At 42.9% G+C, this 15,948-nt stretch carries 16 protein-coding genes; 6 read left to right on the forward strand and 10 right to left on the reverse strand.

What is annotated here, in order from left to right; translation table 11 throughout:
- Positions 1 to 263 precede the first annotated feature (263 nt).
- The 4 genes from G3T18_RS18800 to G3T18_RS18815 all read left to right on the forward strand — a co-directional run bounded on the left by G3T18_RS18800 (position 264) and on the right by G3T18_RS18815 (position 6,282).
- Positions 264 to 3,071: a CHAT domain-containing protein gene (locus tag G3T18_RS18800; RefSeq protein ID WP_224412119.1), complete on the forward strand. Its 2,808-nt coding sequence runs from the start codon at positions 264 to 266 to the stop codon at positions 3,069 to 3,071.
- A gap of 614 nt (positions 3,072 to 3,685) precedes the next feature.
- Positions 3,686 to 4,159 carry a hypothetical protein gene (locus G3T18_RS18805; RefSeq protein WP_224412120.1) on the forward strand — a complete coding sequence of 158 codons (474 nt, stop codon included), beginning with the start codon at positions 3,686 to 3,688 and terminating at the stop codon, positions 4,157 to 4,159.
- Positions 4,147 to 5,433, forward strand: coding sequence for a hypothetical protein (locus tag G3T18_RS18810; RefSeq protein ID WP_224412121.1), 1,287 nt, complete (start codon positions 4,147 to 4,149; stop codon positions 5,431 to 5,433). Before G3T18_RS18805 ends, G3T18_RS18810 begins: the two co-directional genes overlap by 13 nt.
- 417 nt (positions 5,434 to 5,850) lie before the next feature.
- The gene (locus G3T18_RS18815) at positions 5,851 to 6,282 is read left to right on the forward strand and encodes a DUF29 family protein (RefSeq protein ID WP_224412122.1); all 432 of its coding nucleotides are present in this window, start codon (positions 5,851 to 5,853) and stop codon (positions 6,280 to 6,282) included.
- A gap of 56 nt (positions 6,283 to 6,338) precedes the next feature.
- Here G3T18_RS18815 and guaA read toward each other — a convergent pair whose 3' ends face one another.
- From guaA to G3T18_RS18835, 6 genes are all read right to left on the reverse strand, one after another.
- Positions 6,339 to 7,967, reverse strand: a complete 1,629-nt coding sequence (gene guaA, locus G3T18_RS18820; protein ID WP_318014006.1) for a glutamine-hydrolyzing GMP synthase — start codon at positions 7,965 to 7,967, stop codon at positions 6,339 to 6,341.
- A 146-nt stretch (positions 7,968 to 8,113) separates the two neighbouring features.
- Entirely contained in the window at positions 8,114 to 9,256 is a 1,143-nt protein-coding gene (cbiD, locus tag G3T18_RS18825) for a cobalt-precorrin-5B (C(1))-methyltransferase CbiD (protein WP_224412123.1), read from the reverse strand.
- Positions 9,257 to 9,266: 10 nt separating this feature from the next.
- Positions 9,267 to 9,398 carry a hypothetical protein gene (locus tag G3T18_RS25595; protein WP_263480490.1) on the reverse strand — a complete coding sequence of 44 codons (132 nt, stop codon included), beginning with the start codon at positions 9,396 to 9,398 and terminating at the stop codon, positions 9,267 to 9,269.
- A gap of 10 nt (positions 9,399 to 9,408) precedes the next feature.
- Entirely contained in the window at positions 9,409 to 9,540 is a 132-nt protein-coding gene (locus tag G3T18_RS25600) for a hypothetical protein (protein WP_263480491.1), read from the reverse strand.
- Positions 9,541 to 9,563: 23 nt separating this feature from the next.
- The gene (locus G3T18_RS18830) at positions 9,564 to 9,977 is read right to left on the reverse strand and encodes a type II toxin-antitoxin system VapC family toxin (protein WP_224412124.1); all 414 of its coding nucleotides are present in this window, start codon (positions 9,975 to 9,977) and stop codon (positions 9,564 to 9,566) included.
- Positions 9,962 to 10,234 carry a hypothetical protein gene (locus tag G3T18_RS18835; protein WP_224412125.1) on the reverse strand — a complete coding sequence of 91 codons (273 nt, stop codon included), beginning with the start codon at positions 10,232 to 10,234 and terminating at the stop codon, positions 9,962 to 9,964. The genes G3T18_RS18830 and G3T18_RS18835 overlap by 16 nt, the downstream gene beginning before the upstream one ends.
- A gap of 179 nt (positions 10,235 to 10,413) precedes the next feature.
- On the opposite strand from G3T18_RS18835, the gene moaA reads away from it, so the two are divergent.
- A complete protein-coding gene (gene moaA / locus G3T18_RS18840) occupies positions 10,414 to 11,403 on the forward strand; it encodes a GTP 3',8-cyclase MoaA (protein ID WP_224412126.1) in 990 nt (329 codons plus the stop codon).
- Between the two features lie 55 nt (positions 11,404 to 11,458).
- Here moaA and rpsD read toward each other — a convergent pair whose 3' ends face one another.
- Positions 11,459 to 12,067 (reverse strand): 30S ribosomal protein S4, encoded by a 609-nt coding sequence (rpsD, locus tag G3T18_RS18845; RefSeq protein ID WP_224412127.1) that lies wholly within the window; start codon positions 12,065 to 12,067, stop codon positions 11,459 to 11,461.
- A gap of 155 nt (positions 12,068 to 12,222) precedes the next feature.
- Here rpsD and G3T18_RS18850 point away from each other — a divergent pair, with 155 nt between their 5' ends.
- Complete coding sequence (locus G3T18_RS18850) at positions 12,223 to 13,158, forward strand: cobalamin-binding protein (protein ID WP_224412128.1); 936 nt, start codon at positions 12,223 to 12,225, stop codon at positions 13,156 to 13,158.
- Between the two features lie 55 nt (positions 13,159 to 13,213).
- On the opposite strand, the gene G3T18_RS18855 is transcribed toward G3T18_RS18850, so the two are convergent.
- The 3 genes from G3T18_RS18855 to G3T18_RS18865 all read right to left on the reverse strand — a co-directional run bounded on the left by G3T18_RS18855 (position 13,214) and on the right by G3T18_RS18865 (position 15,906).
- Positions 13,214 to 14,872: a tetratricopeptide repeat protein gene (locus G3T18_RS18855; protein ID WP_224412129.1), complete on the reverse strand. Its 1,659-nt coding sequence runs from the start codon at positions 14,870 to 14,872 to the stop codon at positions 13,214 to 13,216.
- Between the two features lie 245 nt (positions 14,873 to 15,117).
- Positions 15,118 to 15,234, reverse strand: coding sequence for a photosystem II protein Y (locus G3T18_RS18860; RefSeq protein ID WP_224412130.1), 117 nt, complete (start codon positions 15,232 to 15,234; stop codon positions 15,118 to 15,120).
- 117 nt (positions 15,235 to 15,351) lie between these two features.
- A complete protein-coding gene (locus G3T18_RS18865; protein WP_224412131.1) occupies positions 15,352 to 15,906 on the reverse strand; it encodes a gamma carbonic anhydrase family protein in 555 nt (184 codons plus the stop codon).
- Positions 15,907 to 15,948: the final 42 nt, after the last annotated feature.

Consider the following 15,948-nt stretch of genomic DNA (forward strand, 5'->3'; position numbering starts at 1 on the left):
AAAATTATGCTTGAAATCAAACAAATTAGCCCGCGAAGGGGGACCTAGTCCGTGTAGCCGCCCGTTTACGGGTTCGGCTACCTGAGAGAAATTAACCTAACCCCCCAACCCCCTTCCCTCCGAGGGAAGGGGGAGTAATCATTAGTTTCGAGAATCTAAACAGTAGCAATTCTTCTCCCCTCTCCTGGTAGGAGAGGGGTTGGGGGAGAGGTTATTCCCCCAATTGCTAAAATCAAACCAGAAACAACTACACCCACCCAAAAATGCTGCAAAAAATCTGGCGGTGGCTGAAAAACCTCATCCAGCGACTTCTCTCACCCACCCCACCACCACCACCTACCCCACCTCCCCAGCCACCCCGCAAAACTGACACCGAATACGAAAACATCCTTATGGAGTTACTCGACGGTGTAGACGCTGGCTGGAGTCGCGGCAAGATCAAAGGCTTTTTAATCGGGAAAAACACCACTGATAAGAAACTAGCTGCATGGTTGCGTGATTTTGGACAACGATGGGAGTCAACCGAACAACATCGAGAATTAGGGCGACGATTGCGTAAACTGGGTAGAGAAATTGAAGGGGAATTAGGACAAGTAGCCACAGCCATTGCTACGCGACTGCAACCCGTTTCACCACCACCAGATGTGACTTTCAGCGAAGCGACAGATGCTAATCTACCTCCAGTGTCAAGAAGCCCAGAAGCAGCAGCGTTATATAATCGAGGTGGAGAGAAATATTATGCAGGAGATTTGTTAGGTGCGATCGCCGATTTTACCCAAGCCATAACCCTCAATCCTAACGACTACCAAGCATATACTAATCGAGGCAGTGTCTATGCTGAATTAGGACGCTACACAGAGGCTATTGATGATTATACCCAAGCCATAACTCTCAATCCTAACTACTACCAAGCATATTACAATCGTGGCTTTGTCTATAATGCTTTAGGACGCTATGAAGAGGCGATCGTCGATTATACCCAAGCCATAACCCTCAATCCTAACTTCTACGACGCATATACTAATCGTGGCTTTGTCTATCATGAATTAGGACGCAACGAAGAGGCGATCGCCGATTTTACCCAAGCCCTAACCCTCAATCCTCACCACTACCAAGCATATACTAATCGTGGCGCTGTCTATGATGAATTAGGACGCAACGAAGAGGCGATCGCCGATTATACCCAAGTCATAACCCTCAATCCTAACTTCTACGACGCATATACTAATCGTGGCATTGTCTATAATGCTTTAGGACGCAACGAAAAGGCGATCGCCGATTACGATCAAGCTTTGTCTATCAAACCTGATTCTTGGCAAGCTTGGAAAAATCGCGGCTGGGCAATTTTCAACAGCAGAGGCTACCAAGCAGCGATTGAAAACTGGGATGAGGGGTTAACGAAACTCAATCCCGATAACCCAGAATACCAACTCGGTTGCGGTACACTGCATTATGACAAAGGCAAGGCATACTTTTACCAGGCGAAGCGAGAAGAACATCAATGGCGTATATTTTGCCGCGAGGCGATTAAAAGTTATAGAGAAGCCCTAGCTATCTTAGAAGATAACCCGAAACTGCGGGAAACCTATCTCGAAGTCTCACAAAAATTAGTCATTGCTTATCGCAGCGTCGGCGACGAGGAAAAAGCCAAACAAACCTGGGATACTGCTATTGTCATCTTAGAAAAATGGCTTCTAGAAATCCCCGATCGCCTAAATAAAGATCGCCTCACCCGCAAATTTGACCGCTTATACCAGTTAGAAGTCGATCGCCTCGCCCAGTCTACCAACCCCACCGAAAAAATCCAAGCCTTAGTCTTAGCCGAAGCCAGGAAAAATCTCTGTCTCACTTGGATGCAACCCACCCCAGAAAGCCCCCACTATCAGGAAATTTTACCACTTCTCACCAATCGAAGCGATTCTGGGAACCAAAACCGGGCGATAATCTACTGGCATCTCAGCCCCGTAACCATCACCACCTTCATCCTCAAACCAAACGCCGAATTAAAGACTTTCTCCACCCCAACAACCATCTTCGGCGACTCTCCCGACTTTGAAACCTGGATGAAAGACTGGAAACAAGACTACGAAAACAGCCGCAAGAAAACCGCAACCACTGACACCTGGAAAAATGATATCGACTCGCGACTCAACCAACTCGCGTCAATCCTCAACTTAGCAGCAATTCAAGCCGAAATAACCCACAGCCGCGAACTAATCTTAATTCCCCATCGCGACTTACATCTACTTCCCTTACATTACTTTTTCCAAGACACCCACAACACAATTACCTACCTCCCCAGCGCCAAAATCGGCTTATCCCTCGCTACCAAACCTGCGACACCCCTCACCCCTAACGCTAAGTTACTGAATATCGAACCAGAAACCAACGCAGGTTTACTCTTTGCGGAACTTGAAGCGGCGGTTATTACTCATTTTTACCAAAAAAATACCCATTTATACGCAAACGCCGACGCAAATAATGTTATCGCTGCGATGCAACAATCTGCGGCTATTTTCCACTTTACCGGACACGCGGAACACAATTTGCAGGCTGCTAATTACTCCGCTTTAGCTTTAGCCAACCAAACCCAACTCACCCAAAAACAAATTTTCGAGTTAGAATTACCTGCGTATGAATTAGTTTGTCTTTCTGCTTGCGAAACTGGCTTAACCGGAAAGTCAGAATTAATCAGCGAATTTGTCGGTTTAGCGAGTACCTTTCTCGCGAAGCAAACCAGCTTTGTTCTCAGTACATTATGGACTGTGAATGAAATCTCGACGGCGCTGATTATAATTGAATTTTACCGCCAATTGCGAACGGGAAAAACGCCCCCGGTTGCCCTGAAACAAGCCCAAAATTGGTTGCGTAGCGTCACTTATCGAGATTTAGCGAAATGGTATCGCGAATTAGCGGCGGATGTAGCAGCTACGAATGAAGATTGTCAAGAAGATTTAGAAGCAGATGCGGCAATTATTGAGCAGGATTCAGCTAAAATGGAAGCAAATCTTCCTCCTTATCGCAGTGCGTATTTTTGGGCTGGTTTCGTCCTGACAGGTAAGGTATTGTAGGGGCAATCCCCCCGTGGTTGCCCCCGGATTATTATTACCACAGGTAAGATACTGTAGGGGCAATCCCCCCGTGGTTGCCCCTAAATTATTATTACCCCCGTGGTTGCCCCTAAATTATTATTACCCCCGTGGTTGCCCCTAAATTATTATTACCCCCGTGGTTGCCCCTAAATTATTATTACCCCCGTGGTTGCCCCTAAATTATTATTACCCGGAGTGCGAGCGTCTCGCTCGCTGCGTTTATCAATAGATATGTAATAATTGTTATTACCTGATGAGCAACATTTATCATCGCCCGATGACTAAACATTATGAGGGGCAACCACAGGGGGATTGCCCCTACGTGGGTGAAAACAATTCAGGCAATAATTAACCTTTATTTTTGTGGAAAGATGAGACAATTTGATTTTTACAGATTACAAAATAAATAGGGGCAACCACAGGGGGATTGCCCCTACGTGGGTGAAAACAATTCAGGCAATAATTAACTTTTATTTTTGTGGAAAGATGAGACAATTTGATTTTTACAGATTACAAGATAAATAGGGGCAACCACAGGGGGATTGCCCCTACGTGGGTGAAAAGAATTTAGGTTTATTTTTGAGGCGTAAAAAATGAAACAATCAGATATTCATAGATTAAAAGCTTTTTTAGTCGCGTTGGTACAATTACCAGCAACTTTACCCGACGATTTACATCAAGAAATTAACGCTTTAGGAAATTATCGAGATCCGGAATTATTGATTAAACAAATCAAACTTTTAGTCAAACGTGCAGAAATTAATCAATTCTATGACAAAGCTTACCAGGAATTCAGATCGCACTATCATGCTCAACCAAAAGATAAAATTATGCGTCCCGCGAAAGGAAGTTTAGAAACGGCGCAAGAAAATGCAGAAGATGAAGAAACAAATGTTTCCCTTCCTGCGACAGTAGTGGTAGAATCAATTGATAAATTAAGCGATATTTTTCAAGGCGATGTTATAGAAAACTCGCGGAAATCTTACGAGCAATTTCAAGCAAATCCACCAGAAAATATAACGACTCCAGATTACTGTAATTGGGCTGAACATTTGTGCAAACTTTAATTGGCTATCCTCAACTTTTTCTCTTTGCTTATCAACTGCGAGAACCTAACACCAAAGAATACAAATCTTGGTTAGCGGAGTTGGAGGATTTACGTCAACGTTTGCAAATTCCCAGCGAGGCTAAATACCACCAAAATCGCGATTATTATTTCCAAACCTATCAACTAGAAGGTATTTACAATTACCTCGATTTTGGCGATACAGATAATCTTTTAGTCGGCTGTTCTTTTTTACACCAAAAACCTGCCGATGTCAACTGTTTGGAACAATTTAAAACCAAGCTCGATATTCAAGCAAATATTGGCAAAGTTTGGCTAATTTTAGGACATTTAGACTTTCCTAATAGCACCGCACCGGAAACATTAGCTCAAACCATTTATCAAACTTTTAATCCGACAAAAAACACGGTAGATTTGCAAACTGGTACATTAGCGAATATTCCTTTTTTTGCCGATCTTGAGTCAAATATTATAATTTTTCTTGCGCCAAATCAAGACATTTTAGATAAAATAACTAGCTTTTATTACGAACTACTTCGTCTCTTTTCCTATCAACAAAAAATCGCCTGGATCGAGCAACAAAGCCGGATAATTAAAGAAAAATCAGTAAGCGAAGGGTTCTTTCTTCATCCTGATGAAATTACTAAAGAAGTTAAAACAAATCCACAATTATTTTTAGATATAGCTCAATTACAAGAATTAAAAAAACATTTACTGGAAAATTTAGGTAAACTAACCAAATATACGATAGGAACAGAAGGTTTAGCCGTCCAATTACAAAGCTTGAAAACTAATCTTAACAGCTACGAAAAACGCTTACAAGTTATCCAAAAAAAAGCCAGCGAAATCGGTGAAACTGATTTAAAATTACTCGCAGACTTCCAAAATATTATTGCACCAAGATACCTGAATCAAATCGAACGCGACTATGCGAGTTTATCTCCCGGTTTAAAAGTACGGGAACAATATATCAATACTATCAGAGGATTGGTGGAAATTTCGCAAGCGGAGCGCGATCGCCGCAGCGAAACCCAAAACCGTCATTTCCAAAACAAAGTCGCTTACATCGGCGTTGGCTTGGGTACAGCCTCCGTTACAGCTTCCTCTGTGGCTAACTTCGCCGAAGAAATCAGAGAGTACCCGCCTTTCAACTCCCGCGCCATTGTACCACTTCCCGCACCCTGGCTCAACTTCAGCGTCGCTCTCACAATTAGCATTTTAGTCGGCTTAATTTCTGGGGGTTTGACATGGTTACTCTTACCCCGCGAAAAATAAACTAGCTCTCGTTCCTAGGCTCCGCCTAGGGACGCACCTCCAGAGGCTCTGCCTCGATAAAATGGGTGGAGGCAGGAGCCTCCGTAAGAGTTCCCCGGCGGAGCCAGGGAACCAGGGAAGGTGGAACCAGGGAAATAAATTAGCTCTCGTTCCTAGGCTCCGCCTAGGGACGCACCTCCAGAGGCTCTGCCTCGATAAAATGGGTGGAGGCAGGAGCCTCTGAAAGGGTTCCCCGGCGGAGCCAGGGAACCAGGGAAATAAATTAGCTCTCGTTCCTAGGCTCCGCCTAGGGACGCACCTCCAGAGGCTCTGCCTCGATAAAATGGTGGGAGGCGGAGCCTCCGTAAGAGTTCCCTGGCTCCGCCAGGGAACCAGGGAAGGTGGAAAAATAATCTTACACGGTTAGAGGTATATTTTATGGAAGAAATCCTAACTCTGAAAAATTTACTACTTAAGGGAGATATTAAAGGATCGCTAGCTATTGTTGAAGAACTCGAAGAAATGAGTAAAAACGATCTGATAAATAATATTCGTAGTCATGCTATCATACTCTTATTACATCTGATTAAACAACAAGCAGAAAATCGCTCTACTCGTTCTTGGGATGTTTCAATTCGCAATTCAGTGCGAGAAATTCAGCGCAAAAATAAGCGACGCAAAGCTGGAGGTTATTATTTAACTTCTGAAGAGTTACGAGAGACTTTAGCCGAGGCTTATTTGAATGCTATTGATGAAGCTTCTTTAGAGGTAGAAGGGGGGCGTTATCTTACTGAAGAATTAGCAAATTTGGTTAACAAAGAAGAAATTATTAATTCTGCTTTAAATTTGATTTCAACCAGTGAAGTTTAACTGGAGGCGGAGCCTCTGAAAGGGTTCCCCGGCGGAGCCAGGGAACGAGAATAAATTTATTCCCACTCGATAGTTCCAGGCGGTTTCGAGGTAATATCGTAAACGACACGATTAACGCCTTTCACTTCGTTAACAATGCGATTCGAGATTACCTCTAAAAGATCGTAAGGCGATCGCGACCAATCCGCAGTCATCCCATCTTCGCTGGAGACAAAACGTAGTACAATCGGATAAGCGTATGTACGGCGATCGCCCATAACTCCTACACTGCGAATTGGCAACAATACCGCAAATGCTTGCCAAAACTCATTATACAGTCCCCACTTACTAATCTCATCGCGAACGATGAAATCCGCATCCCGTAAGATATTCAGCTTCTCCGCCGTAACTTCACCGAGAATGCGAATTGCTAAACCGGGACCCGGAAAAGGATGACGTTGGATAATTTCTGCGGGTAAACCGATCGCTTTCCCAACTTTACGCACTTCGTCTTTAAATAGTTTACGCAAAGGCTCGACTAATTTAAAGCGTAAATTTTTCGGTAAACCACCGACATTGTGGTGACTCTTGATTTTCACCGCAACTCTTTCCCCAGTTTTGGGATCGACATTCGTATCGGCAGATTCGATCACATCAGGGTAAAGTGTACCTTGAGCGAGATAGTCAAAAGGTCCCAAACGTTGCGATTCTGATTCAAAAACGCTGATAAACTCATGTCCAATCCGACGACGCTTTTCTTCAGGATCGGTTACACCTTTCACTTGTTCGAGAAAGCGATCGCGTGCGTTAACATATTCTACCGGAATATGGAACTGCTCATTAAATATCTTCAACAATCGCTCAGGCTCACCTTTACGCATAAAGCCTTGGTCGATAAACATACAAGTTAGTTTGTCACCGATCGCGCGATGAAGCAAGAAAGCCAAAGTTGAAGAGTCAACACCACCAGAAAGCGCTAACAAAACTCGTTTATCGCCAATCTTTGCCTTAATTTCGCGAATCGACTCTTCGACAAAAGCTTCTGTGGTCCAAGTTGGCTCACAATCACAAATATGATAAACAAAATTACGAATTAAAGCGATCCCGCCGATAGAATGAACAACTTCCGGATGAAATTGGACACCATAGAGTTTCCGATCGTGATCCGCGATCGCCGCACAAGGTGTATTCTCAGTATGAGCCAAAATTTCAAATCCAGCAGGTAACTCCGTACAAGAGTCACCATGACTCATCCACATCGTCGCACCATCTTCCACATTTGTCAGCAAATCGGTAGGATCGTCAATAAACAGCGAAGCTTTCCCATATTCACCGCGTTTTGCTCTTTCTACACCACCACCTAACTGTTGCACCATCAACTGCATTCCGTAACAGACACCGAGAATAGGAATTCCCAGATGCCAAATTTCGCGATCGCATTTCGGTGCCAGGTCATCGTAAACTGAATTAGGACCCCCAGAAAGGATGATTCCTTTGGGATTAAGCTGACGCAACTGCTCTGCTGTCGTACGATAAGAAAGTACCTCAGAATATACTTGAGTTTCCCGAATTCTACGAGCAATCAATTCTGAATATTGAGAGCCAAAGTCAAGAATAACAATCATTTGCCGATTAAGGCTCTTAGTTATCGGCTTTGTTGGTAAAGCCTCAGCCTGGTTGGATAATTTTTCTGTCTGGGTAGTCACGGTTAAAATTGAATTTGCAAGGGGTTTGTGGAGCCTTTCAGCAACCAATTGTTTAGCGATACAACAAACATCTATTCGGTGGAGGAATAGATGCACAAAAGCTGTTTAATTTAGTCGCGCATTAATTTTTGTATATTCTTGCAATTTTAGCACAATTTGGCAAGCAAAGTAGTTACCTTTGAACTTTGGGCGATAATTTTTCTTTCTCGTCCAAAAAGAATTGCCCCAACCTCAACTTCACTTTCACAGTGCTTCTGGATATAATCTTGAGAGCGAGTAGCAATCTCTGTCGCCAACTTACCATAAACTTGTTCTACCCACGTACTCGCACTGTCAGTATCTATCTCCCGCAATAACTGCAACGCTGCTTCCGTAGTTGGACAAGCAAATATTTGCTGCAAAATAGAAGTTGGTAAACCACACTCAGCACAATAAGCAGTCAAAATTTCTAATCTCCCATCAGCAAGATGGTGATGCGTATGAAAAATTCCTCCCGCTAACTTAATCAGTTTACCGTGATAGCCAAACAGCAAAAGCGACTTTACTTGCGAAATTCCCGCCGCAACTAACATAGCACCAATCCAATTCGCCGTTTTCACCAAATATTTGGCGTCAATACCTAGCCTTTGCGCCAAGTTTAAACCATTTTCGCCCAAACAAAACACGAGAATCTCGCTATTTTCTGCCTTCTGCTGTAACTCTTCCCGATACAATTCTAACTGCTCCGGAGCGCTCAAAGGTTGCGAAATTCCCGTAGTCCCCAGCAGCGAAAGTCCCTCCAACACCCCAAAAGCCGCATTAGAAGTTCGTTGTGCCAAGCGGCGACCTTCAGGTAAAATAATTGTCACCTCAATTTTTTCCTCTGATTTCAGGTAAGGCGCAAGATTAGCTCGCAATAACTTCTCAGCATAACTATAAATAGCAGCTTTTCCCTCAGCAGTAACTATGCGTCCAATTCCTTCTCCACCTTTAATCGTAATTTGGTGAGGATGTAAAGAGGTTGGCTGTAAAGTTTCTACCAAAGCCCAAATTGGAGTATCGCGAGTTAGATCCAGATTAGCACCAGGATCGCTGCGCGTCACAGCTAAAGCCATTCGGGAGTTGAGAGGTGCAACTTGTTGAATGGGAATATTTACAGTTTGCGGAGGTTGAATTAAATCTATCGTTACCGTATCAATTTGCTGTTCGCCACGCAAGCATTTCAGCGCCGCTACTGCCGCAGCACAAGCAAAAACAGGTAAAGTATATCCAGAATGAGGTGTATTTTCTTTAATCTCCTCGTTTGTCATGAAAATTCCTCTAATTAGAAATTTTTAGTGCGGGCATCTTGCCCGCTAGTGCTAAAATTACGTCTACTGCCGCAGCACTAGCAAAAATAGGTAAAGTATATCCAGAATGAGGTGTATTTCCTTTAATTTCCTCGCTTGTCATGAAAATTCCTTTAATTAGAAATTTGTAGTGGGGGCATCTTGCCCGCTAGTGCTAAAATTACGTCTACTGCCGCAGCACTAGCAAAAACAGGTAAAGTATATCCAGAATGAGGTGTATTTTCTTTAATTTCCTCGCTTGTCATGAAAATTCCTCTAATTGGAAATTTTAGGGAAGTATCGTTAAATAGCTAACTCGATCTGATTGAATTAAATTAAAGTGTCTGCGGTCTAAGGTTAATATTTTAGTAAGGGAGTAGCGCTCGGCTAACACTAATAAACTAGCATCAACTAACCCCAATGGTAAATCTCGATAACGACCCATAATTTCACTCGCTTTACCTAAGTCTACTAAGTCGAAAGGCAGCAAATGAAAATTATCGTTGTTTACATCTTTTAAAAAAGCTCTAGCCACTCGTTCGCCAAGATACTTGGTAGCTAAATAATCGACTTCGGGTAATATAGTTACAGGAACAAAAACTTGTTTATTTTTAATGGCTTTTTTCGCTAATTCATGATAGCTGTCATCTCGGTCTAATAGCGCAATAATACCACTCGTATCTGCGATTAATCCTCTTGCCATAATAATTCTTGACAGCGTTTTGATAAATCTGTTCGACCACTTGCTCCCATACCTACCGATGATGGTAAAGTTTGTTGGGTAGTAGTTTCTGTTATTTGTTGGTCTTGAGTGGAAGCTTCTGAAATAATAACATTAGTCTCTACTACATTCCCAGACTCTTGTTCGAGAGCCTGTACAATTAAACGAGCAATCATTTCTTGTTTTTCGGTTGGTAAACTTGAGAGTTTTTCGAGGGCTTGTTGGAGTAATTCTGTCATAATTTTCACTATCAGGATTTAGAGCTTGACACTTTCTGGCTAAATCGGAGATTTTAGACAGGATAATAATATTTTACTATTCCGTTAAGTAACGTGGTCTGGCAGAACTAGGGTAGAGGAAAAATATTTTCAGTAATTTGTATCCTAAGATTAAGAACTAACTGAGAAATATTTTAAAGATGAACCAAGTAGATTATTTGCGAATCAGCCTCATCGATCGCTGTAATTTTCGCTGTCAGTATTGTATGCCAGAAGGGGCAGAACTGGATTATCTACTGCAACAGGAATTGTTATCTCATGCAGAATTACTCACTTTACTCGCGGAAGTGTTTATTCCGCTTGGGTTTCGCAAGTTTCGGCTGACTGGGGGCGAACCGTTGTTGCGTCCGGGTGTGGTAGATTTAGTTAAGGATATCGCTGCGCTGCCGGAAACGGAAGATTTGGCGATGACAACGAATGCTTTTTTACTCGCGAAAATGGCTCAACCGCTTTATGATGCCGGGTTGCGCCGCATTAATATTAGCCTGGACTCGCTGAATCCTGACACTTTTGACAAAATTATCGGAAATCGCAGTAGAAGCCGTTGGAAGCAAACGTGGTTGGGCATACAGGCGGCTTATGAAGTGGGGTTCAACCCTTTAAAATTAAATGTGGTAGTGATTCCTGGTGTCAATGATGGGGAAGTGTTAGACTTAGCTGGATTAACTTTAGAGCGAAATTGGCACGTCAGATTTATCGAATTTATGCCGATTGGAAATCAAGCATTATTCAGTGAAAATGCGTGGATACCCTCGGAAGAATTACGTCATCAGATTAGATTGCGATGGGGTTTAGAAGCGTCTCAGGTGCGCGGAAACGGTCCTGCGGATGTGTTTAAGATACCTGGTGCAAAGGGAACTTTAGGCTTTATTTCGCAAATGTCAGAATGTTTTTGCGATCGCTGCAACCGAATGCGTCTTTCTGCTGATGGTTGGTTGCGTCCCTGTTTACTCAATGAATCCAACCAAATTAATCTTAAAGCAGCTTTGCGCGATCGCGTCAAGACCTCGGAGTTAAGAAGCAAAGTTAGCCACCTGCTAGCGATTAAACCAGAAATTAACTTTAAGCAGCGAGACTCAGGCACTACTACAGGCATTTATACTCGTACCATGTCGCAAATTGGCGGTTAGGATAACTGCAAGTAGAGACGTTCGAGGTAACGTCTCTACACTCGTCGGATGATGATTAAACTTTCCGAGAATAATACTCAACCACGAGTAGTTCATTAATTTGCAAAGCTATCCACTCGCGTTCGATAACCCCATTCACCTTACCCGTCATCGTATTTTTATCAAATTCGAGGTGGCTAGGTAAATTAGCCAAACCGGGATATTGCATATTAGCTTCAACGAGTTTGCGAGAGCGATCGCGATCGCGTACTGCAATTACATCTCCAGGGCGACATTGATAGCTAGCAATATTAACTACTCTACCATTGACAGTAACATGACCGTGATTTACTAACTGACGCGCTCCGGGAATTGTTCCAGCCATTCCTAAACGAAAGACTGTATTATCCAAGCGCATTTCTAAAAGTTCTAATAACGCTGTACCTGTGGAACCCGTGGAACGACGAGCTTTCCGAACGTAGCGTATTAGTTGCTTTTCCGTTATACCGTAGTTTAAACGCAGTTTTTGCTTTTCTTCTAAGCGTACAGCATATTCAGAACGCTTACGTCGTCCTTGACCGTGTTCTCCGGGAGGATAAGAACGACGTGCTGTTTTACGAGTTAATCCTGGTAGTTCTCCTAGACGACGTGTCACCCGCAAGCGCGGTCCGCGATATCGAGACATATAGTTTTCTTTCTCCTGTGATTTTCTTAAATACCCAAAGATACAATTATAAACCAGCTTGACTGGAAATGTAAAATACGAAGTCCGGAAGATTCAATTTCCTAGTTAACAGTTTAACCTGAAAAAAAAAAGTGGACGATCGGGAAAACTAAAAAATGACTCAGGAAAATGATTTAAGAATTGTCTCGCTCCTACCTTCAGCAACAGAAATTGTCGCTGTTTTGGGCTTAACAGAAAAGTTGGTTGGTGTTTCTCATGAATGTGACTATCCACCGGAAGTCAAAAATTTACCTATTTGCACGGAAGCCCGATTAAACAGTGCGAAACCTAGTGTGGAAATTGATGCTGATGTCGCTGATTTAATAGCCCAAGCTTTGAGTATTTATCAAATCAAAACTGAGACAATCGAGCAGTTAAAACCAACTCATATTATTACCCAAGATCAATGTGATGTTTGTGCGGTTAGTTTTGGCGATGTGGAAAAAGCGGTTGACGAATTAACTCAAAGTAATCCGAAAGTTATATCTTTGCAACCTAATTTATTAACTGAAGTTTGGGCAGATATCAAGCGAGTTGGACGTAGTTTAAATGTTGAATCTCAACCTGTTTTAAAACAATTACAAGCGCGAATTGATGCCTGTACTAACAAAACCAAGGTTCTCTCAGAAGTTAGTTTACCATCTGTAGTGGCGCTGGAATGGATCGATCCCTTAATGGCATCGGGTAATTGGATTCCCGAAATGATTAAATTAGCAGGGGGAAAAACTGAGTTTGGCTTAGTTGGAGAACATTCGCCTTATTTAGAATGGGAAAATCTGGTGAAAGCAGATCCAGAAGTAATTATAATTATGCCTTGTGGCTTTGATTTACAACGCACTCGTCAAGAAATTCAGGCTTTAACTGAAAAAGCAGAATGGTCAAATTTGCAAGCGGTGAAAAATAAGCAAGTTTATCTGACTGATGGCAATGCTTATTTTAATCGTCCGGGACCGAGATTAGGAGATTCTTTAGAAATATTAGCGGAAATTTTGCATCCAGATTTATTCAGTTTTGGCTATGAAGGAACTGCTTGGGAACGCTTGCAAAAATAACTGTCAACGACAAAATGTTAATAAGAATTTTGTCGTTGAGTAAGCTGAAATTTAACTAATTTCCCCAGGAAGTAACTTCAATTTTGCCAGCAGGTGAAAAGATGACTTGAAACTGAGCGAGAGGCTCATCTTCGTTTGTTGGGGATGTAAGTAACTCAGTCAGGGGAGTGTCGCTAACACGAGATTCAGCTAGTTTACTTAGAGGTTGATAATCAACAATTTCTCCATCTTGAGTAGCGCTAATGAGGTAAACTAATTCTTGCTCGAAAGCAGGTTTATTATTCCAGCTTGCGTTGAGGCGATCGTAAAGTTTAATTCTCAAGGCTTCGATTTCACTGCGATCGCTAATTTCGGCTGAGTTAGATATGGGAGCCGTACTTTCACAAGCATCGGCAAAATCAGAGGGAATTTGACCGCGTAGACCAGTTACAATCGAACTGGTGTTGATACAATTTGCTAGTTGACGTTGCCCGATTTGGATAAACCAGAGATACTCGTCTAGGGTTTCAGGACGTGCTTGCTCTTGACAGTCTTGCCATTTAATCTGGGCATTTTCTGCGTCTCCCTGAGCTTGGTAGACTTCGGCTAACATACAATCAGCCATTGCTCCCCCGATTTGATATCCTTCAATTCGATCGTCGAGTTCGATCGCTCTTTTGAGTTCTTGTTCCGCTTCAGCATATCTTTTTTGCTCCAGCAGTACCCAACCGAGATTGCGGTGGAGTTGATATCTGATGTTAGAATTCTCTTCTCCTTGGGCGCGAGCGCGTTGTAATCCAAGTCTGAGCAAGGTTTCGGCGATTAGGGGGTCTTTTCTTCCTTTGACAGGATCGAATCGTTGAATATACAAGCGTCCGAGATTATTAAAGCCTTCGGGATCGCCTACAGAAAGGGCTTCTTCGTACTGATCGATCGCTTCGTCGAGTTCGCCTACAGATTCGTAAACTTTTCCTAACTCAAGATTGTATCTAATTTCATCGGGATCGAGTTCGATCGCTTGTTGATACTTTTCTTCGGCTGTGGAGAGATCGCCTTCTTCGTATGCTGCTAGCCCTTGACTATAGAAAAATTGAGGTAAAAAGTAGCGGTATTGGTGATAGGTGAATAAGCAGATAATTGCAGAAAAGCCACAGATTGCTTCGCTTTGAAAGCGATCGGGAATGTGAAAATTGTTGAGAATACTTTTGACTTTTTCTTGTCCGTCTGTGGTAACTAAACCTCGTCCGAGTAAAGCGATTCCTGCACCTTGGCTGAGGGTAGCAAAAGTTTCTGTCCAACTAATGCCGTTGACGGAGATGGCTTGAAGTATACTTACAGTGAAGCTAGCGGTTAAGCCCAAGCAAGCTGCGGCGAGACTGTTCCACAACCAGTCCAAACGATCCCAAGGATCGATTTCTGTCTCGGGTTGGAAGTACCACCACCAAGCTGATTCTGGCGGATTTAAGCTTTCTCGCCAAGTTTCCAGTTTGCCAACTTTGGTGATATTGGGGGCTTGTTCCTGCAAACGGTTGTCTAAGTCGAAGAGTTTGGCGATCGCTTCGGGATCGGCTGCGGTTTCTGAAGAGAGTGCTGCGGCGATCGCGTCTCTGGCTAGCAAAACTTCTAAAACTTGTTCTGAGGTGGATTTGAATTCGGCTTGCTCAATTTCATTAACGGCTTTGGCGTAACGAACGAGATCCCGATTGAATTTCGATTCATTGGTTTGATTAGTCACAGTCATCCTGGCACAAGCGAGATTTAGACGATACGAAGGAAGCGATCGCCTTTAAGCAAAAGTATAACTTTTGGTAGATGCGATCTATTTAACTTTTATTTATATCTCATTTACTTGTATTTTNCTTTTGTAACGAACGACTGCCAAAAGCGTGTCAAGGTAAAGTTTCGCGATAGAAAGCCAAAAAACCGACCCCCAGACAGTGTTAGGAATCGGTTTTCTGTTGCTAATAGTTATTGTTTTGCTTAGCTTTTGTTCAGAAAAGCTTGAACTTGTTGGATAGCAGCAGCGCCGATGTTAAACAACGCCCAGCTTGCAGCCGCGATTACCGGAAGAAAAACAACAATCAATCTCCAATCCATTTTTTCTTACCCTCTCTTGATAAAAATTTTAAGTATCTTAAACTATTCTCATATTTATATTTAGCACAATTGCGAAGATTTGCAAGAGTTTTTTTACTAAATGTTGCCTAATGCTGCTCAAGATGAAGGACTAAAGCCGAGATCACTACCTTTCCCGGCGTGAACCAGGGCAAGTTTTTCATACTTTTGCGCGTGTTCGATTAGTTCGGCGGCTTGGGTTTCGCTCACTTCGCGCAGTTGTTTGGCGGGAATGCCAACCATTAAACTCCGGGGAGGAACGTCTTTCGTCACCACACAACCTGCGCCAATAATACTCCCCTTACCCACACGCACGCCATCTAAAACGATCGCGCCAATACCAATCAAACAACCTGTTTCAATATGAGCCGAATGCACCACAGCCCGATGTCCCACGGTGACATAATCTTCGAGAATTGTCGGTTTTCCGGGATCGCCATGCAAAATAGCGCCATCTTGAATATTAGTATGTGCGCCAATTTCGATCCTTTCCACATCTGCGCGCGCGATCGCCCCATACCAAACACTCGCGCCAGTTTTAACAATCACATTGCCCATAACTACCGCATTAGGGGCGATAAAAGCCGCTTGAGATAAATCAGGATCGGACCAATAACTAGCCCCAGAAGAGAAAATATCGCGATCGCTACTCATGAATTACCAAAACTAGCAATGCTCAAAGAGTTTACCATAAGT

The sequence above is a fragment of the Oscillatoria salina IIICB1 genome, from assembly GCF_020144665.1.
Classification (GTDB): domain Bacteria; phylum Cyanobacteriota; class Cyanobacteriia; order Cyanobacteriales; family SIO1D9; genus IIICB1.

What these genes read in the sequence shown, in the direction of transcription:
- G3T18_RS25600 (WP_263480491.1), bottom strand. Translation starts at nt 9,540, where the DNA reads ATGACAAGCGAGGAAATTAAAGAAAATACACCTCATTCTGGATATACT.
- G3T18_RS18835 (WP_224412125.1), bottom strand. Translation starts at nt 10,234, where the DNA reads ATGACAGAATTACTCCAACAAGCCCTCGAAAAACTCTCAAGTTTACCA.
- G3T18_RS18800 (WP_224412119.1), top strand. Translation starts at nt 264, where the DNA reads ATGCTGCAAAAAATCTGGCGGTGGCTGAAAAACCTCATCCAGCGACTT.
- cbiD (WP_224412123.1), bottom strand. Translation starts at nt 9,256, where the DNA reads ATGACAAACGAGGAGATTAAAGAAAATACACCTCATTCTGGATATACT.
- G3T18_RS18815 (WP_224412122.1), top strand. Translation starts at nt 5,851, where the DNA reads ATGGAAGAAATCCTAACTCTGAAAAATTTACTACTTAAGGGAGATATT.
- G3T18_RS18805 (WP_224412120.1), top strand. Translation starts at nt 3,686, where the DNA reads ATGAAACAATCAGATATTCATAGATTAAAAGCTTTTTTAGTCGCGTTG.
- moaA (WP_224412126.1), top strand. Translation starts at nt 10,414, where the DNA reads ATGAACCAAGTAGATTATTTGCGAATCAGCCTCATCGATCGCTGTAAT.
- G3T18_RS18850 (WP_224412128.1), top strand. Translation starts at nt 12,223, where the DNA reads ATGACTCAGGAAAATGATTTAAGAATTGTCTCGCTCCTACCTTCAGCA.
- G3T18_RS25595 (WP_263480490.1), bottom strand. Translation starts at nt 9,398, where the DNA reads ATGACAAGCGAGGAAATTAAAGGAAATACACCTCATTCTGGATATACT.
- G3T18_RS18830 (WP_224412124.1), bottom strand. Translation starts at nt 9,977, where the DNA reads ATGGCAAGAGGATTAATCGCAGATACGAGTGGTATTATTGCGCTATTA.
- G3T18_RS18860 (WP_224412130.1), bottom strand. Translation starts at nt 15,234, where the DNA reads ATGGATTGGAGATTGATTGTTGTTTTTCTTCCGGTAATCGCGGCTGCA.
- G3T18_RS18865 (WP_224412131.1), bottom strand. Translation starts at nt 15,906, where the DNA reads ATGAGTAGCGATCGCGATATTTTCTCTTCTGGGGCTAGTTATTGGTCC.
- rpsD (WP_224412127.1), bottom strand. Translation starts at nt 12,067, where the DNA reads ATGTCTCGATATCGCGGACCGCGCTTGCGGGTGACACGTCGTCTAGGA.